Origin of the sequence: Bacillus sp. FSL K6-1033, from assembly GCF_038630765.1 — a bacterium.
Classification (GTDB): Bacteria; Bacillota; Bacilli; order Bacillales; family Bacillaceae; genus Bacillus; species Bacillus altitudinis.
The window spans coordinates 1853555-1880319 of record NZ_CP152041.1; the positions used below are offsets into that span (position 1 = coordinate 1853555).

The 26765-nt window shown below is 44.6% G+C and carries 14 protein-coding genes; 3 read left to right on the top strand and 11 right to left on the bottom strand.

Annotated elements, in window-relative coordinates; translation table 11 throughout:
• The first annotated feature begins 105 nt into the window (after window positions 1-105).
• Window positions 106-5454, top strand: a complete 5349-nt coding sequence (locus tag MHH31_RS09385) for a hypothetical protein (protein ID WP_342495493.1) — start codon at window positions 106-108, stop codon at window positions 5452-5454.
• Between the two features lie 21 nt (window positions 5455-5475).
• On the opposite strand, the gene MHH31_RS09390 is transcribed toward MHH31_RS09385, so the two are convergent.
• From MHH31_RS09390 to nirB (MHH31_RS09430), 9 genes are all read right to left on the bottom strand, one after another.
• Window positions 5476-6036 carry a CatB-related O-acetyltransferase gene (locus tag MHH31_RS09390; RefSeq protein ID WP_058336768.1) on the bottom strand — a complete coding sequence of 187 codons (561 nt, stop codon included), beginning with the start codon at window positions 6034-6036 and terminating at the stop codon, window positions 5476-5478.
• A gap of 64 nt (window positions 6037-6100) precedes the next feature.
• Entirely contained in the window at window positions 6101-7468 is a 1368-nt protein-coding gene (locus MHH31_RS09395) for an MATE family efflux transporter (RefSeq protein WP_035703202.1), read from the bottom strand.
• 19 nt (window positions 7469-7487) lie between these two features.
• Window positions 7488-8972: a D-alanyl-D-alanine carboxypeptidase/D-alanyl-D-alanine-endopeptidase gene (gene dacB, locus MHH31_RS09400; protein ID WP_008346599.1), complete on the bottom strand. Its 1485-nt coding sequence runs from the start codon at window positions 8970-8972 to the stop codon at window positions 7488-7490.
• 131 nt (window positions 8973-9103) lie between these two features.
• Window positions 9104-10084 carry a pectinesterase family protein gene (locus tag MHH31_RS09405; protein ID WP_058336767.1) on the bottom strand — a complete coding sequence of 327 codons (981 nt, stop codon included), beginning with the start codon at window positions 10082-10084 and terminating at the stop codon, window positions 9104-9106.
• A gap of 99 nt (window positions 10085-10183) precedes the next feature.
• Entirely contained in the window at window positions 10184-10876 is a 693-nt protein-coding gene (locus MHH31_RS09410; RefSeq protein WP_008346595.1) for a DUF421 domain-containing protein, read from the bottom strand.
• Window positions 10877-10942: 66 nt separating this feature from the next.
• Window positions 10943-11266, bottom strand: a complete 324-nt coding sequence (gene nirD, locus MHH31_RS09415; protein ID WP_008346593.1) for a nitrite reductase small subunit NirD — start codon at window positions 11264-11266, stop codon at window positions 10943-10945.
• 23 nt (window positions 11267-11289) lie between these two features.
• Window positions 11290-13701, bottom strand: a complete 2412-nt coding sequence (gene nirB / locus MHH31_RS09420; RefSeq protein WP_342494778.1) for a nitrite reductase large subunit NirB — start codon at window positions 13699-13701, stop codon at window positions 11290-11292.
• An 89-nt stretch (window positions 13702-13790) separates the two neighbouring features.
• On the bottom strand, window positions 13791-15929 hold the full coding sequence (locus MHH31_RS09425) for a nitrate reductase (protein ID WP_342494779.1): 2139 nt from the start codon (window positions 15927-15929) through the stop codon (window positions 13791-13793).
• Window positions 15926-18187: a nitrite reductase large subunit NirB gene (gene nirB / locus MHH31_RS09430; RefSeq protein WP_342494780.1), complete on the bottom strand. Its 2262-nt coding sequence runs from the start codon at window positions 18185-18187 to the stop codon at window positions 15926-15928. Before nirB (MHH31_RS09430) ends, MHH31_RS09425 begins: the two co-directional genes overlap by 4 nt.
• A gap of 169 nt (window positions 18188-18356) precedes the next feature.
• Here nirB (MHH31_RS09430) and MHH31_RS09435 point away from each other — a divergent pair, with 169 nt between their 5' ends.
• Window positions 18357-19559, top strand: coding sequence for a nitrate/nitrite transporter (locus MHH31_RS09435; RefSeq protein WP_008346586.1), 1203 nt, complete (start codon window positions 18357-18359; stop codon window positions 19557-19559).
• Between the two features lie 63 nt (window positions 19560-19622).
• Here the strand turns inward: MHH31_RS09435 and gltD are convergent, their stop codons facing one another.
• Window positions 19623-21107 carry a glutamate synthase small subunit gene (gene gltD, locus MHH31_RS09440; RefSeq protein ID WP_024718332.1) on the bottom strand — a complete coding sequence of 495 codons (1485 nt, stop codon included), beginning with the start codon at window positions 21105-21107 and terminating at the stop codon, window positions 19623-19625.
• Between the two features lie 16 nt (window positions 21108-21123).
• Window positions 21124-25695: a glutamate synthase large subunit gene (gene gltB / locus MHH31_RS09445; RefSeq protein ID WP_058336763.1), complete on the bottom strand. Its 4572-nt coding sequence runs from the start codon at window positions 25693-25695 to the stop codon at window positions 21124-21126.
• A 153-nt stretch (window positions 25696-25848) separates the two neighbouring features.
• On the opposite strand from gltB, the gene MHH31_RS09450 reads away from it, so the two are divergent.
• Window positions 25849-26751, top strand: coding sequence for a LysR family transcriptional regulator (locus MHH31_RS09450; protein ID WP_024718330.1), 903 nt, complete (start codon window positions 25849-25851; stop codon window positions 26749-26751).
• Window positions 26752-26765: the final 14 nt, after the last annotated feature.

Below are 26765 nucleotides of genomic sequence, written 5' to 3' on the forward strand. Positions count from 1 at the left end.
TTTGATGATTGCCCTCTTCTTAAACGAGAATGTAAAAAGAAAAAAGTTGTTAAACATCACAGCACTTGTGCTAAAGCAAAAGGACGAAAAAAAACAAATACTAAGATTGTAAAAAGAGGTCCAACTGGTGCAACTGGACCTACCGGAGCTACTGGTGTTACTGGAGATACCGGACCTACTGGTGCGACTGGTGTAACTGGAGATACTGGTCCGACTGGAGCCACTGGTGCAACTGGAGATACCGGACCTACCGGTGCGACTGGTGTAACTGGTGATACGGGTCCAACCGGTGCGACTGGTGTAACTGGTGATACCGGACCTACCGGAGCTACTGGTGTAACTGGAGATACTGGCCCTACTGGTGCGACTGGTGTAACTGGAGATACCGGACCCACTGGAGCCACTGGAGATATCGGACCTACCGGTGCTACTGGAGCCACTGGTGCTACTGGAGATACTGGTCCAACCGGTGATACTGGTGTAACTGGTGATACTGGTCCAACCGGTGCGACTGGAGTAACTGGAGATACCGGCCCTACCGGTGCAGGATTAACAGGAATTGAAGCGTTTGATCCGGTAGTAAGTCCTACTTACCCGGTAGGGCAAGTAGTGACCTTTAATGGCAGTACGTATGTAGTAAATACTGCACCACCGACAGGTACACCAGATACTTCCCCAGACTACACATTGCTGGCTGCAGCAGGATCAACTGGAGTAACTGGTGATACTGGTCCGACTGGAGCCACTGGTGTAACTGGAGATACCGGACCCACTGGTCCAACCGGTGCAACTGGTGTAACTGGAGATACTGGACCTACCGGTGCGACTGGTGCAACCGGAGATACTGGTCCAACCGGTGCAACTGGAGTAACTGGTGATACGGGTTCTACCGGTGCGACTGGTGTAACTGGTGATACTGGACCTACTGGTACGACTGGTGTAACTGGAGATACTGGTCCAACCGGTGCGACTGGAGTAACTGGAGATACGGGTTCTACCGGTGCCACTGGTGTAACTGGTGATACTGGAGCCACTGGTGTAACTGGTGTAACTGGTGATACCGGACCTACCGGTGCGACTGGTGCAACCGGAGATACTGGCCCTACCGGTGCAACTGGTGTAACTGGTGCTACTGGACCTACCGGTGTAACTGGAGTAACTGGAGATACGGGTTCTACCGGTGCAACTGGTGTAACTGGAGATACTGGGCCTACCGGTGCAACTGGAGATACCGGACCTACTGGTCCTACTGGTGATACTGGTGATACTGGTGTAACTGGAGATACCGGACCTACTGGTCCTACTGGAGCCACTGGTGCCACCGGAGATACGGGTCCTACCGGTGCAACTGGAGTTACTGGAGATACCGGTGCAACTGGTGCTACTGGAGTTACTGGCCCTACCGGTGCAACTGGTGCTACTGGAGATACCGGACCTACCGGTGCGACTGGAGTAACTGGTGCTACTGGAGATACGGGTTCTACCGGTGCAACTGGTGCTACTGGAGTAACTGGTGCAACCGGAGATACTGGCCCTACCGGTGCAACTGGAGTTACTGGAGATACTGGTCCAACTGGAGCCACTGGTGCCACCGGAGATACGGGTCCTACCGGTGCGACTGGAGTAACTGGTGCTACTGGAGATACGGGTTCTACCGGTGCAACTGGTGCTACTGGAGTAACTGGTGCAACCGGAGATACTGGGTCAACCGGTGCAACTGGAGTTACTGGAGATACTGGTCCAACTGGAGCCACTGGTGTAACTGGTGATACGGGTCCAACCGGTGCCACTGGTGTAACTGGTGATACTGGACCTACCGGTGCAACTGGTGCAACTGGAGATACTGGTCCAACCGGTGCCACTGGTGTAACTGGTGATACTGGTCCTACCGGTGCAACTGGTGTAACTGGTGATACTGGTCCAACCGGTGCTACTGGAGTAACTGGAGATACCGGCCCTACCGGTGCAGGATTAACAGGAATTGAAGCGTTTGATCCGGTAGTAAGTCCTACTTACCCAGTAGGGCAAGTAGTGACCTTTAATGGCAGTACGTATGTAGTAAATACTGCACCACCGACAGGTACACCAGATACTTCCCCAGACTACACATTGCTGGCTGCAGCAGGATCAACTGGAGTAACTGGTGATACCGGACCCACTGGTCCAACCGGTGCAACTGGTGTAACTGGAGATACTGGACCTACCGGTGCGACTGGTGTAACCGGAGATACTGGTCCAACCGGTGCAACTGGAGATACCGGACCCACTGGTCCAACCGGTGCCACTGGTGCTACCGGAGATACTGGCCCTACTGGAGCCACTGGTGTAACTGGAGATACCGGACCCACTGGTGTAACTGGTGATACTGGACCTACCGGTGCCACTGGTGTAACTGGTGATACCGGACCTACCGGTGCGACTGGTGTAACTGGAGATACCGGACCTACCGGAGCTACTGGTGTAACTGGAGATACTGGACCTACTGGAGCCACTGGTGTAACTGGTGTAACTGGTGATACCGGACCCACTGGTCCAACCGGTGCAACTGGTGTAACTGGTGATACTGGACCTACCGGAGCTACTGGTGTAACTGGAGATACTGGCCCTACTGGAGCCACTGGTGTAACTGGTGATACCGGGCCTACTGGTCCTACTGGAGCCACTGGTGTAACTGGAGATACCGGACCTACTGGTGCGACTGGAGTTACTGGCCCTACCGGTGCCACTGGTGTAACTGGTGATACTGGACCTACCGGTGCAACTGGTGCAACTGGAGATACCGGCCCTACCGGTGCAGGATTAACAGGAATTGAAGCGTTTGATCCGGTAGTAAGTCCTACTTACCCAGTAGGGCAAGTAGTGACCTTTAATGGCAGTACGTATGTAGTAAATACTGCACCACCGACAGGTACACCAGATACTTCCCCAGACTACACATTGCTGGCTGCAGCAGGATCAACTGGAGTAACTGGTGATACCGGACCCACTGGTCCAACCGGTGCCACTGGTGTAACTGGAGATACTGGTGCGACTGGTGCGACTGGAGTTACTGGAGATACTGGACCTACCGGTGCCACTGGTGTAACTGGTGATACCGGACCTACTGGAGCCACTGGTGTAACTGGTGTAACTGGTGATACTGGGCCTACTGGAGCCACTGGTGCTACTGGTGATACTGGTGATACTGGTCCAACCGGTGCGACTGGAGTTACTGGAGATACTGGTCCAACTGGAGCCACTGGTGTAACTGGAGCCACTGGTGTAACTGGAGATACCGGACCTACCGGAGCTACTGGTGTAACTGGAGATACTGGACCTACTGGAGCCACTGGAGCCACTGGTGTAACTGGTGATACCGGACCCACTGGTCCAACCGGTGCCACTGGTGTAACTGGTGATACTGGACCTACTGGAGCCACTGGAGCCACTGGTGTAACTGGTGATACCGGACCCACTGGTCCAACCGGTGCCACTGGTGTAACTGGAGATACTGGACCTACCGGTGCGACTGGTGCGACTGGAGTTACTGGAGATACTGGTCCAACCGGTGCAACTGGAGATACTGGTCCAACCGGTGCAACTGGAGATACTGGTCCAACCGGTGCAACTGGAGATACTGGCCCTACCGGTGCCACTGGTGTAACTGGTGATACCGGACCTACTGGAGCCACTGGTGTAACTGGTGATACTGGTCCTACTGGAGCCACTGGTGCTACTGGTGAGACTGGTCCAACCGGTGCGACTGGAGTTACTGGAGATACTGGTCCAACTGGAGCCACTGGTGTAACTGGAGATACCGGACCTACTGGTGCGACTGGAGTTACTGGTGATACTGGACCTACTGGTGCGACTGGTGCAACCGGAGATACTGGGTCAACCGGTGCAACTGGAGTTACTGGAGATACTGGTCCAACCGGTGCGACTGGTGCAACCGGAGATACTGGGTCAACCGGTGCAACTGGAGTTACTGGAGATACTGGTCCAACCGGTGCGACTGGAGTTACTGGAGATACCGGGCCTACTGGTCCAACTGGAGCCACTGGTGTAACTGGTGATACCGGACCTACTGGTGCGACTGGAGTTACTGGCCCTACCGGTGCCACTGGTGTAACTGGTGATACTGGACCTACCGGTGCAACTGGTGCAACTGGAGATACCGGACCTACCGGTGCAGGATTAACAGGAATTGAAGCGTTTGATCCGGTAGTAAGTCCTACTTACCCAGTAGGGCAAGTAGTGACCTTTAATGGCAGTACGTATGTAGTAAATACTGCACCACCGACAGGTACACCAGATACTTCCCCAGACTACACATTGCTGGCTGCAGCAGGATCAACTGGAGTAACTGGTGATACCGGACCCACTGGTCCAACCGGTGCCACTGGTGCTACCGGAGATACTGGACCTACTGGAGCCACTGGTGTAACTGGAGATACCGGACCCACTGGTCCAACCGGTGCCACTGGAGCTACTGGAAGCACTGGCCCAACTGGAGCTACTGGAAGCACTGGTGCCACTGGAGCTACTGGAAGCACTGGCCCAACTGGAGCTACTGGAAGCACTGGTGCCACTGGAGCTACTGGAAGCACTGGCCCAACTGGAGCTACTGGAAGCACTGGCCCAACTGGAGCTACTGGAAGCACTGGCCCAACTGGAGCTACTGGAAGCACTGGCCCAACTGGAGCTACTGGAAGCACTGGCCCAACTGGAGCTACTGGAAGCACTGGCCCAACTGGAGCTACTGGAAGCACTGGCCCAACTGGAGCTACTGGAAGCACTGGCCCAACTGGAGCTACTGGAAGCACTGGTGCCACTGGAGCTACTGGAAGCACTGGCCCAACTGGAGCTACTGGAAGCACTGGCCCAACTGGAGCTACTGGAAGCACTGGCCCAACTGGAGCTACTGGAAGCACTGGCCCAACTGGAGCTACTGGAAGCACTGGCCCAACTGGAGCTACCGGAAGCACTGGCCCAACTGGAGCTACCGGAAGCACTGGTCCTACTGGAGCTACCGGAAGCACTGGTCCTACTGGAGCTAGCGGTCCAACTGATACGTCACTTTATGCTGGAAATACAACAGGTCCTACAATCATTACTATTGCTGGTGGTACGAACATTGCTTTACCAAGTAATCAAAATATTAATGGATTTACACCGAATGGTTTAAATGATACATTCACAGTCCAGCAAACAGGTAAATACTATATCACATATCAAGTAAATACCACTGCTGCACTTTTAGTGAGCACAAGGCTATGGTTGAATGGATCAACTGCTATTCCAGGTTCAATTCAGTCGTCTGCCGTATCTACAACTTTTATGAGCAATACAGTTATTGTCAATTTAACAGCAGGAAATACAATTTCATTACAATTTTTCGGAGCGGTTGTAACAGCCATTCTAATAGGTGGTGGTGCAACCGGTGCATCGCTTACCATCATCAGACTCAGCTAAGCTAAAAAAAGAAAGGCTCTGTCAGCCTTTCTTTTTTCTATCTTCAATTACGCTTATACAACGGTCAATATCAGGAGATTGCAAAAGGTGAAAAATAGACTGTATGATCGAAAACTCTAAATTCCACCATTCTAATAACTGAAGTTTTTCAATGATATCAGAAGAAAACCGATATTTCATGAGCCGCTGTGGGTTCCCTGCGACAATCGCATATGGAGGCACATCTTTTGTAATCAGACTATTTGCTCCAATGACTGCCCCGTTTCCTATCTGTACCCCTGACATGATTGTTGCTCCATATCCAATCCAAACATCGTGCCCTATACACACATCCCCTTTTGATCGTGGATGTCCTTCAATGTGGGCAGCATCTGTGAAAATTTGATTGAAGGGATATGTGGTGACCCAATCTGTTCGGTGTTCACCACCAAGAAAAACTTTTACTTCGTTTGCGATGGAACAAAACTTTCCTACATTCAGCGTTGTTCCTTCTCCCCACGTCAAGACTTGAAAATCTGGTCCAGCATAAGTGAAGTCACCGATATCATACGAACTGAGCTCACTTCTTTGGTTTAAAAACATAGAAGATCAGACCCCCTACAAAGTAATTGATCTTCGTATATATATGCCAGATGATAGGCTCACATTATGATTGGACAAGTGCAACGATCTGCTTTTTCTTCCATACCAGTCGATAATAGCCGTATTGGAGCAATAAGTTTACAAAAAAGGCTGCAGGATATCCTATCCAGATTCCTTTGATCCCAAGCGATGTATGATGTGATAGCACATAAGCCACTGGTACTTCAACAAGCCAAATGGAACAAATACTAAAGATGGTCGGCCATAGAACTGTGCCACTTGCTCTCATTGTGGCTGCAACGATTTGTGCTGTTCCGAAAATGAGATAGCTCCATAGGGTAATCACGACCAAACTATATGCAATGTCAATCGTTGCAGGATCTGTTAAAAAGATAGATAAAATTTGCGGTGCGAAAATATAGACGAAAATAATAATCAATCCGCCTATTGCAAAGTTTAGCCCCAGCCCAATTTTAATGACATCCTTCAAACGATTCATGTTTCCTGCGCCAATGAATTGTGCGGCGAAGATAGAAACCGCAATACCAAGGCTCACTGCAGGCATCTGTACATAACTTACGACTTGATTGACAACGCCATAAGCTGCGGTCGCCTGTGATCCATAATCGTTGACAAAAGAAATGACAGCAATTTCTGATAAAGAAATGAGAATCATATTAATACTAGAAGGGATACTTAACTTTAATAGCGTTTTTAATAAATCCCCTTTCATCAATAAATGCTTTCTAACCGACGCATCAATGCGCAGCGGGTGCTTTGTTTTATAAAGATAGATATGAAGAATGATAAACGTAACGATTGTAGAAATCACAGAAGAATATGCAGCACCATATAAACCAAATGCCGGTAAACCAAGCCAGCCGAATAATAAAATTGGCAGCAATAAAATATTGGTTCCTGTACTAATCATTAAGAAATAAAATGGTGTTTTTGAATCTCCTGTTCCTCGTAAAAAAGTTGTATAGACAAAATAAAGAAATAAGATGGGCATGGAGATGAATAGGATTCTGGCATATGCCGCACTTTCCTCCACAATATTTGCAGGTGTCCCCATCAGATGTAAAATATCTGTGGCAAAAAAACCTCCAATGACAGCTAAAGAAAGTCCGATTAAAAAGGTGAACGAAAGCGTTGTACCGATAATTTCCTTTAACCTCTGCTCATTTTTTGCTCCGTATGCTTGTCCAATAAGGATCGAGCTCCCTGATCCAATCCCAATGGAAAAAGAAACAAGTAAAAAGAAAAGTGGAAAGAATGCCGAAATCGCAGCTACTGCATCCTCTCCAATCCATCTACCGACAAGCACAATGGAAACAAGCTGTCCAATTGATTGCAAAATATTGCTTAATAAAAGTGGAATTAGAAAGATCGACATGGTTTTTACTAAAGATTGATTATTATCTAACGTCATGATGGTTCTCCTTCTCTGTCTAAAGATCCTCAGCTAACATGCTGACAATGCGGTCTTCTATCTCTTTTCCTTTTTCGTCATCAACGAGATGATTCAATAAGATGGAAAAAGCAAGCGTTTTTCCACTCTGTGTTTCAATATATCCAGATAGTGTGCTGACCGTTGATAGCGTACCTGTTTTTGCACGCACTTTTTCTAGTGTAGCTGGTTCTTTCAATCTGTTTCTTAATGTACCTCCCACCATACGCTCACTTGCCCCAGCTAACGGAAGTGCATGGACATAGGTGTTAAACCATTTTTCCTTTTGAATGTTTGTCAAAAATAACGTGAATTGATTTGCAGAAACAAGGTTAATGGGTGATATGCCTGATCCGTCTCTCAACACAGTCATAGATGCATCTATGCCATAGGCAGGAAGACGTTCATTCAGCACGTCAAGCCCTTTGTCAAAACTCCCTTTGTTCTTTACCCGCTTCCCAAGTTCTTTTAACAGAATTTCTGCATGTGTATTGTTGCTTAATTTCATCATCGGAACAAGAAGATCGGATAAAGGCATTGATGTATGGGAAGCGATTTTTTTCGCTTTTTTAGGAACTTGTTTTGTTTTGAGTGGTCCTTTCAGCTGAATCCCCTCAGCCTTTAATGCTCGTTTCATTAAGTCTAAAGCATACGTTGTCGGTTCCCATAATGCGACCCATTGTTTAGACGAGGATGCTTTTAGCGGAATCGTCCCAGTCAGTGTAATTTTGTTTGTACCGTGAGAGCGTTTAAAAGATATTTTCTTCTTTCCACCTTCTGGCACAGTTTTCACTTGATTGACAACTTGAGCGACGTCAGTCTTCGGGATCATCTCATAGCTGGCCTTCTGCCCTGCTTTCTTTCCCGGCTTGACTTCGAGAATGATCGTTCCTGCATCATAATCCTCATTCGGTGAAGCAGTAAGAGCAGATATTTGAGCGCCGTAATATTGATCTTCATCACTCCACGGCAGATCGATGGAATACCTTGTGTCATCAAACCAAGTATCATCAGCTGCAAGCTGTCCACGAATCGTATGTATTCCGGCCTTTTTGACTTGTTTGGCTAATGCGGCAAAATCGCTTTCTAACAATGTCGGGTCTCCAGAGCCTCGGAGATAAAGATTGCCGTGCAATGTTTTTTTGTGAATTGAACCATCTATCCAAACGTCTGTTGGAAAAGTGTGTGTTTCACCCAGTAGATCGAGTGCGATAGCAGATGTGAGTAATTTCATATTAGAAGCAGGAGTCAGACGGATGTCCGCTTGATGTTCATAAAGAAGAGAAGTGTCAGAAGTATCGCGTACGCTGATGCCAGCAATTGCGCCCTCTAAATCAGGTGCTGTTCGAATGAATTCGTCTAAAGAAGTGATCCATTTTGATTGATCATCATGAGCTGTTAGTTGTTCATCTTTCACTGAAAAAGGGAGAAATAACATCGACAAAATACATAGTTGTAAAAACATGACCTGTGAGAAACGTTTCACGCAATCCCTCCTTTTTAGAAAAGCAGCCAAATTTAGCAGATTATGTTCATTATACACAAAAGAACGTTTGTTCTCAAAGGTTTTTTAAACAGAAAAGTCAGCTTTCTTTGACGAAAACTGACAAGCCTCTTTTACCTTTTTTCAGGATTCCAGCCATCGCTTCCGCTAAGCACGGATTGAACGGTGATTTGACTTGCTTCGTTTTTTGTTAATATCGTTGACCACTTCACCCGGTTTGCCACATGACTCCCTGCGCCCGTTGATCCATATTCTTGATATCTAGCCGTTCTTTCGTTGTCTTTGTTCTCCCAGTTATGCCATCCCTCAGCTTTAATATGTTCATCCATTTTTGTTTGGAGGAACGTGACAGCCGAATGAGGTCTCCACGGACGACCTAAGTACACAGATTGGGACGCAGATGTTCCTTTATTTAACATGGAATCAATAAAAACGTAGCCATACTTTTGCGCTTCTGTTGTGGATGCCGCTGTAATATACCCATTTCCAAGACTTTTTATTTCAGCTCTTTTAAATACAGCCGTTGCTGAACCAAAGATGAAGTCAACCGTGCCCTCGATATAGCAATCTTCATAATATTGTCTCCCTGTGCCTGTGGCATATAGTGTATCTTGATAACCGAGAACACGTACGTGTTTAAACACAGCCCGGTCCCCGGATACATAAAGGGCAACCGCCTGCCCTGCGTTTCGGCCAGCTGTATTTTGAAACGTGATATTTTCTGCGTAAAAATGATTTGCCCGAATCATTGTACTAGAGCTATTGGTTGTGCTCCCGCTGCTTGCATTTGTATCATCATACGTCAGAATCGTCTGATACTGATTTTCTCCAATAAAGGACACATACGGCTTATTTTGCGGAAGGAGAATCTTTTCTTTATACACACCATTTTTAATATATATCGTCGTTTGCTGTTGATTGTTCACTGGTATCGCATCAATGGCAGATTGAACCGTTCGAAATGTCCCATTTCCTTTTTGATCGACAATAAGCACGCGGTTTGTTTGATGGTTGTGTCCAGCTGCTTGCGCATAAGCTGAGTCAAAAAGCAGTAAGGCCAATACCATCATCAGCAGTCGTTTTCCATACTTCATCACACATCTCCCCCTTATATTGTGAACGTTTTCATTGACGTATTCTTTTTGATCCTATTCAGTTATAAAACAAAAAAACACAAAAAAACATCCACTGTGTTAGGTTGTGGATGTTTTTTCATATTTCATCGCATAAATTCCTTCATTTTCAATCCATTCACAAAATAGGACGTCTTTATAGGAGGATATGTGCTGCTTTTTCAATTGCTCTCTCAGCCACGCTTCATCAAATCCAGCTTCCTTTAAATCTTTTTTTAAAATCTCTCCGTCGATAATAAACGTTCTAGGCAATGTGACTTCTTTTCCTTTCACGTTCACATCTTCGGCTGTAGCTGGTGCATATTTCATTTTCGGAAGCACACTCACAGACCCATCCGTTTCCAAAATGGCAAATTCAATTTCATTAAGAGCAAAATGCCCTTTCGCTCGAATCAGCGTCTGCAACTGATTTAAATCGAGCATATTTTTCTTTAATCGATTGTAGTGAATCTTTCCTTTATCAATCACAAGAGTGGGTCTTCCCTCTAAAAAAGCGCGAATGGATTTGAATTTTTGTGAAAGCCATTCAACTGTGTAGATTAAAACGCCCCAGACTGCAACTGCAAAAAGGATATGTAGCACGCTGACTTCTGGATCAAAAATGGCGTTACCGACCATCTCCCCTAAAATCAGTGCAGAAATAAAATCAAACGGCGTGATTTGTGCAAATTGTGTTTTCCCTAATAGCTTTGTAATGGAAAATAAAGCGAAAAATCCGATAAAGAGTTCAATCAAAATATTAAAAAATGGCACACATATACCTTCCTTTCTCACTGCATGTACTTACAGCATGTACAGGAAAGGAAGGTTCTAAACCATTTATGAAGGCAGTAAAATAAAGACGTCGTCTCCCTCAACCAATGCTTCATATGTTTTCACGCATCCATGATCTGGTTCTTGAACATTTCCTGATGAAAGATTGATTTTCCAATCATGCATTGGACAGAAGACATGATCTCCGCTCACCATTCCTTCAGCTAGTACACCGCCTTTATGAGGACAGCGATTTTCAATGGCTTTGAACTGCTTGTTAGAGGTTTGAAAAACAGCTAATTCAAGTGGACCGGCTGCGACTGTTTTCCCTAGCTGCAACGGGAAATCTGATATTGTACCAATATGAACTTTTACAATTGAAACTGTCATCTGGTCTCATCCCTTCAATTGATTTAGACGGAAGCAGTTGCCTTTTGAAATAATTGTCTTGTTTCTGTTTCGTTCTCTCGAATCTCTTGCCACGGTTCTTCATAAGTTGAAAGTGCGATGTCCATTCTTTCGATGAGTGCTGCACGCCTCTGGTCATCTAGCAGTACCGTTTGGATATGATTCAATCCAAGCCGTTCAACCCAAGCGGATGTTCTCTCTAAATAATTTGCGGTTTCTCTGTAATATTGAAGGTAGGCTGCGGCCATTTGTTCTACTTCTTCTGCTGTACTTACTTTCATTAATAAGTCTCCAGCTCGTAAATGTGTCCCTCCATTCCCGCCAGCATACAATTCAAATCCCCCATCGATACCTACGATGCCAAGATCTTTAATCCCAGATTCAGCACAGTTTCTCGGACAGGCTGATACGGCCATTTTGACTTTGTGCGGTGTGGCAAGTCCTTCAAATTTCTTTTCAAGTGCGATCCCAAGAGAAATGGAATCCTGCGTTCCGAATCTGCAAAATTGTTCTCCAACACAAGTTTTGACGGTTCTTAATGATTTTCCGTAAGCATAACCAGACGGCATATCTAAATCAGCCCATACTTTTGGTAAATCTTCTTTTTTGACACCTAAAAGGTCGATTCGCTGACCTCCAGTCATTTTCACAAGCGGTATCTCATATTTGTCAACGACATCCGCTATTTTTCTCAGGTCATTAGCATTAGTCACGCCCCCGTACATACGTGGAACGACCGAATAGGTACCATCGTTTTGGATGTTGGCATGCATTCGTTCATTCACAAATCGCGAGCTTTTTTCATCTTTGTAGTCAAGCGGATACATCATCCCTAAATAGTAATTCAGTGCAGGCCGGCACTTTGAACAGCCTTCTTCTGTTTCCCAGTCAAGTACACTCATCACTTCTTTGACATGCTGCAAACCTTTCTCTTTTATTTCATGAATCACTTCATCTCTTGATAAGGTGGTGCAGGCGCAGATGGTTTCTTTTTGCGCAGTGCGGTTTGCATCATCGCCTAAAGTGTGCCATAAAATCTCTTCCACAACAGGTTGGCAGCCTCCGCATGATCTAGAAGCACTTGTACATTGCTTGACCTCTTGTATAGTCGTTAGGCCTTCTTTTTGAATAGCTGCCACTATTTGACCTTTTGAGACACCATTACAGCCACAAACGATATGGTCGTTTGCCATTTGTTCAATCGTGTTTTCTTGCGCCAGCTCATTTGATGTTAAGACAGATACTTTTTCCATATCTGACATATCAACACCTTCTCTAATGTACGAGAATAAACGTGGTCCATCGCTTGTTTCTCCAAACATGACGGCGCCGACTAATCGGTTTTGCTGGAAGACTAGTTTTTGATAAATACCTTGCTGTTCATCAAAAATTTTAATCGCTTGTTTCTCATCGTTTTCGATAAAATCTCCAGCTGAAAATACATCAACCCCTGATACTTTTAGCTGTGTCGATAGTACAGATCCTTCATAAGGCGTCGGGGCCATATCACATACATGCTTCGCAAGCACGTTTGCTTGATCGTATAATGGCGCAACAAGACCGTACGTTTGTCCTCTATGTTCAACACATTCTCCGACTGCGTAAATCCGCGGGACACTTGTTTCCATGAAATCATTGACGATAATCCCCCGGTTCACTTCAATGCCGCTCGTTTCGGCAAGCTTGTGATTCGGTTTAATTCCTGCTGCCATGACCACCATATCTGTCTCTAATGTAGAACCATCTGAAAATGTTAGCCCTTCTACTCTTGTATCTCCTAAAATTTCATTTGTCTGTTTTCCTAATAAAAAGCTCATGCCTTGTTTTTCTAATGCTGTTTGCAGAAGTTGACCTGCCACCGGATCGAGCTGCCGGTCCATTAGATGAGGGCCAAGATGAATGACGGTCACTTCCATACCTAAGTTTAATAGACCACGTGCTGCTTCAAGTCCAAGGAGCCCGCCTCCAATGACGGCTGCTTTTTTGTACATCATAGATGCTTTGACCATTTCCTCTGTGTCTTGTAATGTACGAAAAGCTGTTACCCCTTTTTTATCGCTCCCTGGAATGGGCGGGATGAACGGGAGTGACCCTGTCGCTAAAATTAAACGGTCATAATGCACGGTCCGTCCTTGATCACTCATAACGGTTTGATTGTCTGGATCGATCTTCACAATGGTCTCATTTGTAAACAGCTGAATATGATGTTCCTTGTACCAATTCCAATCGTTTAACGTAATATCCTCTGTCTTTGTATCCCCTTGGAGAACTTTCGATAAAAGAATCCGATTATAGTTAGGATACGGCTCAGTTCCAAATACAGTCATGTCGAATCGTTCATTGTCTGTTTTTAAAATGTTTTCGAGCGTTCGGATACCAGCCATACCATTCCCTACTAATACGAGTTTTTCTTTCATGAAAAACACCCCTCATGTGATCGTTTTTTAGAAAGTACCATAATCTAAACAAAGATGGAAAATACATGTTAAAATTTCTCACATAGTTTTCAATTCTTGTAGGCTGACAGCTGTACAGGACAATATTTAAAACCTGGCATTTTACTGTGTGGATCTAACTGTTTACCAATTAATAGGTTAATTGATTGATGTTTATTCCAGTGAAACGGAACAAACACAGTATCTTTTCGGATGCTATCTGTTATGTGGCACCTCATGATGACACTACCTCGTTTTGACTGGATGGTGACGAGCTCCCCGTGCTGAAGTCCATAAGCTTCGGCTGTGTCAGGATGAAGCTCTACATAAGCTTCAAACTGCCGGGCAACAAGAGAGGTGCTTTTTCTTGTTTGAACGCCCGTTTGGTAATGAGCCATCACCCTGCCGGTCGTTAAATAGAGTGGATATTCTGGACTGACTGGTTCTTTTGCACCCTGTTGTCCATGTGCAACGACTGCAAATTTTGCTAATTGATCAGGATGTGAGAATTGATGCTTAAATAGTCTTTCTGTTCCTCGGTCTTCCAAATGAGAGCAGGGCCATAATATGCCTTGCGTCTTCCTTAACCTGTCATAGGTCATACCGGAATAATCGGCTTTGGCTCCTTTCGTTGCTGTTCTCAATTCCTCAAAGATGTCTTCTGCAGATGAAAAAGAAAAAGAGCCGCCTTTGCCTAATACTGCTGCTATATCACAAATGATTTGCCAATCGTGCTTTCTTTGGTGTTTGAGTGGATAGGTTGCTTCTCTCAGCGTAACGCGTCCTTCTATGTTCGTCATGGTCCCTTCGTCCTCTAAATATGACGAAGCTGGTAAAATAACATCTGCGAGTGCAGCCGTCTCAGAGATAAATAAATCAATTGCGACAAAAAAGGACAGCTGCTCGATGGCTTTTTTGATAAAACTTGCATGCGGACCTGATTGAACGGGATTAGAACACATTAAAAAGAGCGCTTTTATCTCTCCTTTCTGCATTTTTTCAAACATTTCAAAAGCAGATACACCTTTTCCAGGCAGTTCTTTTTCATCGATCTTCCATATTTCAGCCATTTCTTTTCTATGTACTGGGTTTGTGATATCACGGTAACCAGGAAGCTGATCTGCTTTTTGTCCATGCTCTCTTGCACCCTGTCCATTTCCTTGCCCAGTAATCGCGCCATAGCCACACCCAATCCGGCCAATTTTCCCAGTAACAAGCAGAATATTCAGGAAATTGCGAACGGATGCTGTCCCGTCTATTTGCTGCTCAATGCCTCTTGCAGTCAGAATCATGCCTGTTTTTTCGCGGGCGAATTTTCTCGCTATTTTTTGAATGACTTTCATCGATACACCGGTTTGCTGCGTAATGTCTTGCAGGGACATGTGTGAAATATGCTGTTTCATTTCTTGAAAACCTGATGTTCGTTTTTTAATAAATTCTTCGTCTAGTAACTGTTCATGAAGCATGACGTGTAAGATTCCATTTGCGAGTGCAGCATCTGACCCAGGCCTTAAGCTGACATGTAAGTCAGCTAGTTTGGCTGTTGCTGTTTTTCGCGGATCGATCACGATGAGAAATGCCCCGTTCTTTTTAGCTTCTTCCAAGTACGGCATGAGGGTCGGCTGACATTCCGCTATATTGGTTCCAACCAATAGTAAAACCCGGGCATGCTTGATGTCACGAAGCGGAAAGGTTAGACCCCGATCAAGTCCAAATGTTTGGTTAGCTGCTGTTGCTGCTGAAGACATACACAGTCTTCCGTTGTAATCAATGTATTTCGTTTTAAGGGCGACCCTTGCAAATTTTCCGAGTAAATAAGCTTCTTCATTTGTAATCGATGCACTACCATACACACTGATAGCATCGTGTCCATGCGCCGCTTGAAGGGTTTGAGTGCGTTTTTTGATTTCATCAAGAGCCTCCTGCCAAGTCGCTTTGACAAATTGACCGTTTCTTTTGATGAGGGGGTGATTTAATCGTTCCTTGTGCAGTGCGTGCTGGTGGGCATGCTGCCCTTTCATACAGATCCTGCCGAACGTGGTTGGATTATGAATACCTATCGTCTGGTAGCGTGTTCGCCCTTCTGCGTGCTGCTCGACTAATTGCATTTTGCACTGCATACTGCAAAACGGACATTGAGATGGGAACACCCTTTTTCGCTCTTGCTGCTCTGATGTTTGCTGCACATATTGTAAGAAAGATTGATTCATACATTCACACCCTTTTGTCTACTTTGCTCAAATTGTTCGCAGAGCTCTTCTCTCATTTCCTCATCGAGCAATTTTTCTCGGATGGAAATGATGCCGTTTTTTTGGATCCAGTCTCCAATAGATTCTTGAAAATATGCACGTTTTCTATAGTCTTCAAGCAGTGCTTTTAAAAAAGGAATCAGCTCATCCGTTCGGCTCACAGAATAAAAAAGCTGACCTGCCTTAGGTTGACGTATGCTGCCTCCTATATAAATGTCCCATTCATCCAGCTGCTTCTTGATGCAGATGTCATAGATGGGGCTGAAATGACATACGCAGGAAGGACCAGCGATATGAATCGATGTGACTGCAGGTAAAAGCGTGTTTTCTAGTTGTCTTTCGATCTCCATGACAAGTGTTGTGACAGATGGATCGTGACGACAATCACATGAAAGAACATGAGAAAGTCTCTTGCTTTCCTGTGGCATGATGTGTCCATGTTCTTTTACAATATGGGCGGCCTCTTGTGAAATACCGATCAGCCGAATTCGTTTATTCTCCGTTAGTTCTACGTGCTGAATTTGCTTTTGCTCTAATAATCCGGTTATCATCTGTAAAAATGTCAGATCAAGACGGCCACCATATAACTGAGGCATTAGTATGTGCTCATGATCTGATGGGCTGTCTTTTACGAAAAGATCTTGAAACTGCTCAAGATAGTATGGAATGGCTGCTCGGCACTTGTCACAGCCGTTATCTGTCATCCAATTAAATTGTCTTCTTACTTGCTCTTCATTCAGCGGCTGCTGATTTTTGATATACGAAAAAATGGTCTGTTTCTCTACATTTGTGCACGAGCAAAACGTGTCCAGTGCTTCCGTTAGCTGATTTGATGAGACATGGCAGCAGGCACGAACAAGCTCTTGACAGCCTCCGCAGCCCGTTGCGGCCCCTGTCTGTTTTTTTATCTCTTCTAAATTTGTCAGCTGATGGGCCGATATGCTTTTGAATATCGCTCCCTTCGTCACCGTGTGGCATTGGCAGATGAGGTCCTCTGTTTTTAATGAATCTAAAGGGGATATCTGCTCTTCATTCAGTGATTTCATGACTACGCTTTTATCACGCCCCACTTTTACATCCTGCAAAAGCTGCTCAGCTCTCTCAAGTTGACCAACTAATACAACGCCTGTGAGCACATCATGTTCAAACACTAGTTTTTTATATACTTCTTGTTCTTCATCTAAGTAAGTCACCACTGAAGCGGAGGGGGATCGGTTTACAATACTGCCAGCAGAATAAATAGATATGTCATTTGCTTTCAATTTTGTTGAACAAATGGCAGGAGGTAAATTCGTGACCAGTTCATCTAATAAATGATTCGCAAGCACGTTTGCTTGTTCATAAATAGGCTGCACAAGACCGTGCACCATCCCCTTATGCTCTGCACATTCTCCAATAGCATAAATATTCTCAACGTTTGTCTGCATGACATCATTTACAACAATGGCTTTTCTTGTATGAATGCCGTGCTGTTTTGCAAGCTCTATATTCGGACGGACCCCTGTTGTGAAAACCACGAGATCAGCATCCACGATGTCTCCACTTTTTAACAGAACGCCTTCTACTCTCTCGTTTCCTAAACATGCAATCGTATGAGCATTTGTTTTTACCTGAATCCCCTTGCGACTTAATTGTTGAGACAAAAGCCCTGCAGCTGTTTCATCTAATTGGCGTTGCATAAGCCAATCCGTGTGATGAATCAAGGTTGTCTTCAGTCCAGCGATCTGTAAACCAGCGGCCACTTCCACACCAAGTACACCACCTCCAATGACTGCTGCACGTTCATAGCGTAAAGAATCAGCGTAAATGGCTTCATAATCGTCAATCGTACGAAAAGCATAGACCCCTTTTTTGGGTACGCCTTGTATAGGCAGAAAATGAGGCGATGAGCCTGTGGCGATAACCAGTTTGTCATACGGGATATTCCGGCATGCTTCTGTCATGAGCAATTGACGCTTTGTATCGATGTGGACAACTGCTTCGCCTGTTTGGATGGTGATGTCATGTTTGGTGTACCATTCTTTTGGCTTTAGTTCAATTTGAGACAATGATTCACTTTTTTGTAAAACCGATGAAAGTTTTATTCGGTTGTAGGCCGGGTGCTTCTCTTTTCCAATGATTGTGATGGAATAGCGTTCTGGCTGATTCTTTACGATATGCTCGATACATTTCATACTCGCCATGCCGTTTCCGATAAACACGAGTTTACGTTTTGCCATGTGAGATCAACCTTTCTAGCTTTTTGCGCCAAAGCAATGTTTGCCTAGATTATGGCACACATTTGTAAAAAAGTGTTTATCCATGTCATTTTTTCTAACACAATACTTCCATTCCTTCTATCAACTCGCTATCTTTAAGTCAGAAAATTCAAAACAAAGGAGGGGTTTTGTGAAACTCTCAGAATTGACTTCTAGTGGTCATCCTAAGACATTGTTTGGTTCATTTTTATATTTTGACGTGAGTTTCATGATTTGGGTTTTGCTGGGGGCACTCGGTGCTTTTATTGCACAAGATTTTGCCTTATCGACAATAGAAAAAGGCATGATTGTAGCCATTCCGATTTTATCCGGATCTTTTTTTCGAATTGTGCTAGGCCTATTAACAGACCGAATGGGACCTAAAAAAACAGCGATGATGGGCATGATTTTGACCACCATTCCGCTTATATGGGGGTTTTTCGGTGGTACAACCCTTTCAGAGCTAGTACTGATCGGGATTTTATTAGGGGTTGCAGGTGCGAGTTTTGCGGTCGCTTTACCGATGGCAAGCCGCTGGTATCCTCCTCATTTACAAGGGGTAGCGATGGGAATTGCCGGCGCCGGAAACAGCGGAACACTGATCTCGACACTCTTTGGACCAAGGCTTGCGGAGATGTATGGCTGGCATACAGTGATGGGGCTCGCTCTTATTCCTTTAAGTTTCGTCTTTTTGTTTTTTATTTTCACAGCAAAAGATGCACCAAACCAGCCCGCCCCTCAGCCGCTTCGGTCCTATTTTTCAGTCTTTCAAGTGAAAACAACGTGGTTTTTCTGCCTGCTTTATGCGATTACATTCGGTGGTTTTGTCGGCCTTTCAAGTTTCTTGAGTATTTTCTTTGTGGACCAATATGCGATTTCAAAAATTCATGCCGGTGATTTTGTAACGCTTTGCGTGGCGGCAGGCAGCTTCTTTCGACCAGTTGGCGGTTTGATTGCCGATAAAATTGGCGGGATGAAAGTACTGCTCGGTTTATTTGCTTTGATTGGTATCTGCTTAGGGGCAGTGAGTAGTCTACCTGCTTTACCAGTGGTCATTGCGCTTTTATTTGTCGGAATGATGTGTCTTGGTATGGGGAATGGGGCGGTGTTCCAGCTTGTGCCGCAAGTGTTTCATAAGGAAATTGGGATTGTGACTGGAATTGTAGGGGCTGCAGGAGGCATTGGGGGATTCTTTTTACCAAACGTTCTTGGCAGTTTAAAAGAAATGACGGGCTCCTATACGTTTGGCTTTTTGACCATTTCTCTTTTTGTTCTTGCTGTCTTCCTCTGTTTGGTTGTCTCCCAGTTCAAACGTAAAAAAGTCATTATCCAGCCAACCATGTCTGAATCATAAAAAGCCATGACCACTCTTTGGTCATGGCTTTTCTCTATATATGGTAAACACCCTTTGTTTGACCTATTTTGGCAGAACCGAACTCCCCATTAAATAACGGTCTACCTCATGCGCCACTTGTCTGCCTTCGTTAATTGCCCAGACAATCAAGCTTTGACCGCGTCTTGCATCTCCCGCTGCAAATACGCCTTCTACATTCGTTGTATATTCCCCATATTTTGCGTCAATCCGATTGTTTTTGCTGTCCACGCCAAAGTGTTTCACTAGTGGCTGTTCAGTTCCCTCAAAACCAATCGCAATAAAGACTAGCTGAGCTGGCCATACCTTCTCTGTTCCTGGAATCTCATGAAATTCAAACTTCCCTTGTTCGTTTTTCACCTTTTCCATTTGAATGGTATGAAGCTCTTTTAACTTCCCATTTTTATCAGCCACAATCTTTGTGGTTTGAATCGAATATTGGCGCGGGTCTTCTCCAAATTTTGCTTGTGCTTCTTCGTAAGCATAATCTAGAGAGAAGACATAAGGTTGTTCTGGCCACATGTTATCCCCTACACGTGTATCTGGAAGCTTTGGATGCTTTCCGAATTGAACAACACTTTTTGCTTTTTGGCGAAGTGCAGTTGCGACGCAGTCAGCGCCTGTATCTCCTCCGCCAATCACAATGACGTCTTTCCCTTTTGCGTCAATAAAGTTTTTATCTTTGAATCCTGAATCAAGCATGCTTTTTGTTGCGAGTGTTAAATAATCCATTGCCAGGTGAATCCCTTTTGCTTCCCTGCCTTCAATTAACAGGTCACGCTGCTTTTGTGCGCCTGTACAAAGGATGACCGCATCAAATTGCTCTTTCAGTTCATCAGCCGTGATATCCACACCAATTTCTGTATTGGTCACAAAGTCAATGCCTTCTTGTCTTAGCAGTTTAACTCTGCGCTCAACGACTTCTTTGTCGAGCTTCATATTCGGAATACCATAAGTGAGCAGTCCGCCTAGACGATCAGATCGTTCAAACACGGTTACAGCGTGTCCTGCCTGGTTTAGTTGGTCTGCACTTGCCAGTCCTGCTGGTCCTGATCCGACAATGGCGATCTTTTTCCCTGTACGGCTTGAAGGAATTCTTGGTGTAATCCAGCCATTTTCAAAACCTTTATCAATGATCGTCCGTTCGATATTTTTAATCGATACTGCTGGATCATTGATCGCGACGGTACATGAGCCTTCACAAGGTGCTGGACATACTCTTCCAGTAAATTCAGGGAAATTGTTCGTTTTTTGTAGTCTTTCAAGCGCTTCTTTCCATCTGCCCCGGTAGACAAGGTCATTCCATTCTGGAATTAAATTGTAGATCGGGCAGCCAGAAACGCCGCCCCTGATCTCCATCCCAATTTGACAAAACGGTGTTCCGCAATCCATACATCTAGCACCCTGCTGTTTCAATACCTCATCTGTATAAGGAGCTGAATATTCTTTCCAGTCATTTTGACGAGTGAGAGGGTCACGTTCATTTGGCTTTTCTCTTTTATAATCCATAAAACCTGTTGCTTTGCCCATTGTCCTCTCCCCTTTCTTAATGAGCGACGGCTGCTTTTTGCCCGTTTGCCGTTTCTTTATTTTTCGGTTTTGTGTTTGCTTCAAATGCGAACATAACAGCTTCCTCGTGGCTGAGGCCTGCTTGTTTTTGTTCCTCAATGCTTTGGAGCATCATTTTGTAATTTCTCGGAATGATCTTAATGAATTGATTCTTTTCTTGTGCCCAGTTCTCGAGAAGCGCTGCTGCTTTTGAGCTGTTTGTATAATCAAGGTGTTCCTGAATCATTTGCTTCACTTCTTGTTCTTCTTCGTGATCTGTGAGTTTTTCAAACATGATCATTTCCATGTTACACATTCTTTTGAACTGTTTTGCATCGGATGTATGCACGTAAGCGATACCGCCAGACATCCCTGCACCAAAGTTCTTCCCAACGTCACCTAAAATGACAACACGTCCGCCAGTCATGTATTCACAGCCGTGATCACCGATTCCTTCAACGACCACATTGACACCTGAATTACGCACGGCAAATCGTTCACCTGCACGACCGTTAATATACGCTTTTCCGCTTGTCGCGCCGTAAAATGCAACGTTACCGACAATCACGTTCTCATGTCCATTTTGTACAAAGTGATCAGATGTTTTGACAGCAATTTTGCCTCCAGAGAGTCCTTTGCCGATATAATCATTTGAGTCACCTGTTAAATATAAAGACATCCCCTTTGGAACAAATGCGCCGAAGCTTTGTCCAGCTGAACCAGTGAACCGAAGTGTGATCGTATCCTCTGGCAGACCTTCTTCTCCGTAGCGCTTAGACACTTCACTGCCCGTAATCGTTCCAGCTACGCGGTGAATGTTGCGAATGTTTAGTGACAGATCAACTGGTGTTTGATGATCGAGCGCTTCCTGTACATAAGGGAGAATCTCATTCATATCCAGTGATTCATCAATTTTATGATTTTGTGGCGTTCTGAATGTGCGTGGTCCCTCTGGCTGATAAAGCAGGGTTTCAAGGTTCAGCTGTCCTGCTTTCCAGTGTGCTTTTGCTCTTTCACTTACTGATAAGACATCCGTACGCCCTATCAATTCATCCATTGATGTAAAGCCAAGTTCAGCTAAGATTTCTCTTACTTCCTCTGCAATAAACATCATGAAGTTGACAATGTGATCAGGGTCACCCATGAATTTTTTGCGAAGTTCAGGGTTTTGAGTAGCGACACCGACTGGGCAAGTATCTAAATGACATGCTCTCATCATGACGCATCCTAATACGACAAGTGGAGCTGTCGCAAAGCCGTATTCTTCTGCTCCTAAAATCGCAGCCATGACAACGTCGCGTCCTGTCATTAATTTGCCATCCGTCTCAAGAACGACTCGCTCTCGAAGGCCGTTTAAGACAAGGGTTTGATGCGCTTCTGCCAATCCAAGCTCCCAAGGAAGTCCTGTATGTTTAATACTTGTTTTCGGAGAAGCTCCAGTACCGCCATCATATCCACTAATTACGATGACATCCGCTGTCCCTTTTGCTACACCTGCTGCAATCGTACCAACTCCAGCTTTAGAAACTAGCTTGACACTGATGCGTGCATCACGGTTTGCGTTTTTCAAATCATGGATCAATTGAGCCAAATCCTCGATTGAATAAATATCATGGTGAGGCGGTGGTGAGATTAGGCCAACACCTGGCGTAGAACCACGTACGTCTGCGACCCAAGGATATACTTTATTTCCTGGCAGCTGTCCGCCTTCTCCCGGCTTTGCACCTTGCGCCATTTTAATTTGCAGTTCATCTGCATTGACTAAATAATGACTTTTCACGCCAAAGCGGCCAGAAGCAATCTGTTTAATCGCACTTCTGCGATCATCTCCGTGCTCATCTACTGTGAAGCGTGCAGGGTCTTCCCCGCCTTCTCCGCTGTTGCTTTTGCCGCCAATTCGGTTCATCGCAATCGCTAGTGCTTCATGCGCTTCTTTACTTAGTGAACCAAATGACATCGCACCTGTCTTAAAGCGGCGTACAATGGATTCAGCAGATTCAACTTCTTCTAGACGAACTGGCTTTTGTTTTGAACGAAAAGCAAATAGATTTCTAAGGAAACCAATTCGTTCTTCATCCGCCGCCTTCGTATATTGCTTAAATAGATCATAATCTTCGTTGCGGCATGCCCACTGAAGGGTATGAATGGTTTTTGGGTTAAAGGCATGATGCTCTCCATTTTTTCTCCACTGGAACTCACTGCCTGATTCTAGCGTTTGATCAGTTGATGCCTGATACCCAGCCTCATGACGAAGCTTTGCTTCACTTGCAATGGTATCAAGATCAATACCGCCTAGCTGAGAAGCTGTTCCTGTGAAATACGCCTGGATGACATCTTCACTAATGCCGACTGCTTCAAAAATTTGTGCGCCTCGATAGCTTTGGACAGTGGAAATTCCCACTTTAGACATTACTTTAACTACGCCCTCAGTCACACTTTTCCCAAACTTTGTGACAGCTTCATCAAAGCTAATCGCAATCGCTTCTTCAGCAATAAGCTGTTTGTATGTTTCGTAAACGAGGTACGGATGGATCGCATCTGCACCGTAGCCAATCAGTGCGGCAAAATGATGAACCTCTCTTACTTCTCCAGATTCGACGATTAAGCTCACCTTTGTTCGTAAGCCTTGACGCACAAGATGCTGATGAAGTGCACTTAATGCAAGAAGTGGTGGAATCGGCACTTTTTCTTCCGTCATGTCACGATCGGAAAGAATTAGTAAAGATACCCCTTCACGAATGGCTTTTTCTGCCTCTTCAAACATCGCATCAAGGCCACGTTTTAGGTCATCAGTGAAAAGTGTATGAATCGTTTTGCTTTTAAAGGCGTTATGAACAATCGTTTTCAAGCCGTTGAACTGCCCGCTTGTTAAAACGGGTGTATAAAGTTTAATTCTTCGGCATGAATATTCATTTGGATGTAAAATATCTCCCTCAGCACCTAACCAAGTCATGGTCGATGTAACAAGCTGCTCACGAATGGCATCAATTGGCGGGTTCGTCACTTGAGCAAACAGCTGTTTGAAATAAGAAAACAGCGACTGCGCACGATCTGATAACACAGCAAGCGGTGTATCACTTCCCATTGAGCCGATTGGGTCCTTGCCTTCTTCTAGTAAAGGAATTAAATACTTTTGAATGTCTTCGTACGTATAATGGAAGGCACGCTGACGTGTTAACAAATCACTCATTATACTAGAATTTTCTGAATTTTCTTCAGAGCGATTGACGTGAACCATTTCTTCATCGAGCCATTTTTGATAAGGAAGTTCATTCGCAATCGAAGATTTCACTTCTTCATCCGAAATAATGCGTCCTTCTTCTAAATCGATTAACAGCATTTTACCTGGTTCAAGACGGTCTTTATACTTCACATCTTCTTCATTTGTGTCGATGACGCCGACCTCAGATGAGAAAATGATGTGATCGTCATTTGTCACGTAGTATCTCGCAGGTCTTAATCCGTTCCGATCTAAGATGGCGCCGATTTGTTTACCATCCGTAAACGAAATCGCTGTCGGGCCATCCCACGGCTCCATTAACGAACTATGATATTCATAAAATGCCCGTTTCTCTTTAGACATGTGCGTATTCTCCGTCCAAGGCTCAGGAATCAGCATCATCGCTGTATGAGCAGGAGTACGCCCTGCAAGCACGAAAAATTCAAAGGCATTGTCTAAAATGGATGAATCACTTCCGTCTGCATTCAGCACTGGCAAAATCTTGTCTAGATCTTCTCCGAAGGCTTCAGACACGAATTGTTGTTCTCTTGCTCTCATCCAATTGATGTTTCCTCTTAATGTGTTGATTTCTCCGTTATGAATTAAGTAACGGTTTGGATGCGCTCGTTCCCATGTCGGGAATGTATTTGTACTAAATCTTGAATGAACGAGTGAAAATGCAGAAACAAATGTTTCATCCTGTAGATCAAGATAAAAAGCATCAACTTGATCTGATGTTAAAAGCCCCTTATATACAATGGTTTGACTAGACAGACTGACAAAGTAAAATTGTTTTTCCTCTGCTGTTCCCCAGTTTTCAGCCTGCTTACGGATGACGTATAATTTTCGTTCAAATGACAAACGGTCTGTTACGTTGTCGTTTGCTCCGATGAACACTTGCCGGACAACCGGACAGCTCTTCGCTGCAACCGTTCCAATTTTCCCAGCATCAACAGGGACCGTTCTCCAGCCAATTAATGTTTGCCCTTCTTGTTTAATGAAGCCGTTGATCTTTTGTTCGATCGCTTGACGCGATTTGGCATCATCATCTTTTGAAAAGAACACCATTCCTACCCCGTAACGGCCCTTTTCAGGAAGTGCAAAGTCTTGGCAGTTCTTTCTAAAAAAAGCGTCTGGCAGTTGTACCATTAATCCGGCACCATCACCTGTATACGGATCACTGCCTTGCCCGCCGCGGTGATCAAGCTGGCACAGCATTTGCAATCCCTTTTTGACGATGCTATGTGTCGCCTCCCCTTTTAAATGGGCGTACAGTCCGATTCCACATGCATCATGTTCAAATTCAGGACGGTAGAGACCTTGTGGTTGTGGTAGTTGATTATAAGTCATCGTTTCTCTCCCCCGTTTAAAAGATCCGTTTTTTCACAGTAATAAAATCTCACAAACTCTGTAACTTATTTTAAGTTTTCAAATTAATATAAACAATATATAATTTAGATCAAAACAATCTCTTTTTGAGATAGATGGGTGTGAAGTGCAAAAATGGAGCTTCGTCAATTACGTTATTTTGTAGAAGTTGCTGACCGTGAACACGTGTCAGAAGCGGCTGAAAACTTACACGTTGCCCAATCTGCCATCAGCCGGCAGATTGCCAATTTAGAAGAAGAACTTGGAGTGGCTTTATTCGAACGAGAAGGACGAAATATCAAATTAACGAAAATCGGCAGACAATTTTTGGACCATGTCAGAACCGCCCTAAAAGCGATAGATTACGCCAAAGAACAAATTGATGAATACTTAGACCCCCACAAAGGGACAGTGAACATTGGATTTCCTACAAGTCTAGCAAGCCAAGTGCTCCCTTCTGTCATTTCCGCATTTAAGCTGGAATATCCAGAGGTCGATTTTTTACTTCGTCAAGGTTCCTATAAGTTTCTGATTGAAGCTGTCAAAAATCGAGACATTGATCTTGCCTTTTTAGGACCCGTCCCGACAAACGATCCTCAAATAGAAGGAAATATCTTGTTTTCCGAAAGCATTTATGCCCTTTTACCTATTAGTCACCCCTTTAGCGGGCAAAGAAGTATTCATTTAAGTGATTTGAGAAAAGACCATTTCGTTTTATTTCCTGAAGGATATGTGCTGAGACAAATTGCGGTTGATGCCTGTAAGCAGGCTGGCTATGAGCCAACTATCTCATCTGAAGGAGAAGATTTGGATGCCATTAAAGGTCTTGTGTCAGCGGGTATGGGCGTTACTTTATTACCCGAAAGTGCTTTTTATGAAACAACACCGCGATTTACAGTGAAAATTCCCATTGATTTCCCTCAAGTGAGAAGAACGGTCGGAATTATTGCTTCTAAATCGAGAGAGATGTCTCCTTCTGCCCATGATTTTTATATGTTTGTAAAGGACTTCTTTTCAAAAATTGAACAATATAAATAATTCATTAAAACAAG

What these genes read in the sequence shown, in the direction of transcription:
- MHH31_RS09405 (WP_058336767.1), bottom strand. Translation starts at nt 10,084, where the DNA reads ATGAAGTATGGAAAACGACTGCTGATGATGGTATTGGCCTTACTGCTT.
- gltB (WP_058336763.1), bottom strand. Translation starts at nt 25,695, where the DNA reads ATGACTTATAATCAACTACCACAACCACAAGGTCTCTACCGTCCTGAA.
- MHH31_RS09425 (WP_342494779.1), bottom strand. Translation starts at nt 15,929, where the DNA reads ATGAATCAATCTTTCTTACAATATGTGCAGCAAACATCAGAGCAGCAA.
- MHH31_RS09450 (WP_024718330.1), top strand. Translation starts at nt 25,849, where the DNA reads ATGGAGCTTCGTCAATTACGTTATTTTGTAGAAGTTGCTGACCGTGAA.
- nirB (WP_342494780.1), bottom strand. Translation starts at nt 18,187, where the DNA reads ATGGCAAAACGTAAACTCGTGTTTATCGGAAACGGCATGGCGAGTATG.
- MHH31_RS09395 (WP_035703202.1), bottom strand. Translation starts at nt 7,468, where the DNA reads ATGACGTTAGATAATAATCAATCTTTAGTAAAAACCATGTCGATCTTT.
- MHH31_RS09390 (WP_058336768.1), bottom strand. Translation starts at nt 6,036, where the DNA reads ATGTTTTTAAACCAAAGAAGTGAGCTCAGTTCGTATGATATCGGTGAC.
- nirD (WP_008346593.1), bottom strand. Translation starts at nt 11,266, where the DNA reads ATGACAGTTTCAATTGTAAAAGTTCATATTGGTACAATATCAGATTTC.
- nirB (WP_342494778.1), bottom strand. Translation starts at nt 13,701, where the DNA reads ATGAAAGAAAAACTCGTATTAGTAGGGAATGGTATGGCTGGTATCCGA.
- gltD (WP_024718332.1), bottom strand. Translation starts at nt 21,107, where the DNA reads ATGGGCAAAGCAACAGGTTTTATGGATTATAAAAGAGAAAAGCCAAAT.